Source organism: Paraburkholderia sp. RL17-373-BIF-A (assembly GCF_046030175.1).
GTDB lineage: Bacteria > Pseudomonadota > Gammaproteobacteria > Burkholderiales > Burkholderiaceae > Paraburkholderia.
In genome coordinates, this window is sequence record NZ_JARESO010000352.1 from 1 (window position 1) to 712 (window position 712).

Genomic DNA, 712 nt, shown 5'->3' on the forward strand with positions numbered 1-712 from the left:
TGAACTTTCGCCGTTAAGGAGCCAAACCGTTGTCGGCATAAAGGCGCCAGGGACTTTTCGGCGTTTAGGCGCCACAAGTCTTTCGGCGTATAGGCGCCAGTAAATTTTCGCCGTAAAGGCGCCACTGGCGTCTGAGTCGGGCGCTCGAACTTCGCCAACCGCTACCCTCCCGGCACGCATTTGCTCCGGAGGGTGGTTTGAAGAGGAAGTTCGAGATGTACCAATATCGACAGGTTCTGGTGCGAATGCGCCAGGGTGACTCCGACCGGGATATCGACCGCTCGAAGATCATGGGCCGTAAGAAGCTGGCGGCCGTGCGGGAGATCGCAACCGAGCGCGGGTGGCTTTCTCCGGACAACGCTCTGCCGGATGACGCGCAGCTTGCTACAGCGTTCAGCCGCAAGGAGTTCCTGCCCGCGAGCTGTATCTCGTCGGCCGAACCGTGGCGCGAACAGATTGCCCAGTGGCACGACGCAGGTGTCCCCGGCACCACGATTCACAGCGCGCTGGTGCGCAACCACGGCTACGAGGGAAGCTACTCATCCGTATAGGGTAGGCGTAAGGATTCGTGCGGAAATGCGTATCATCGCCCGCCAAGCCTTGCCACGCCTGGAACTGACGGCGCGCTCGACCTTCCGCTCAATGACGGATGACGTCGGCTGGAGTGTCGCCAATCACAGATGCGATGCCTTCATTGTCGATCGTGTTCAAT

Annotated in this window: 1 pseudogene; it reads left to right on the forward strand. The window is 60.1% G+C overall.

The features are described 5' to 3' along the window. Nucleotides 1-215 precede the first annotated feature (215 nt). A pseudogene (locus P0D80_RS50825) lies at nucleotides 216-548 on the forward strand (IS21 family transposase); the annotation flags it as partial. Between the last annotated feature and the right edge of the window lie 164 nt (nucleotides 549-712).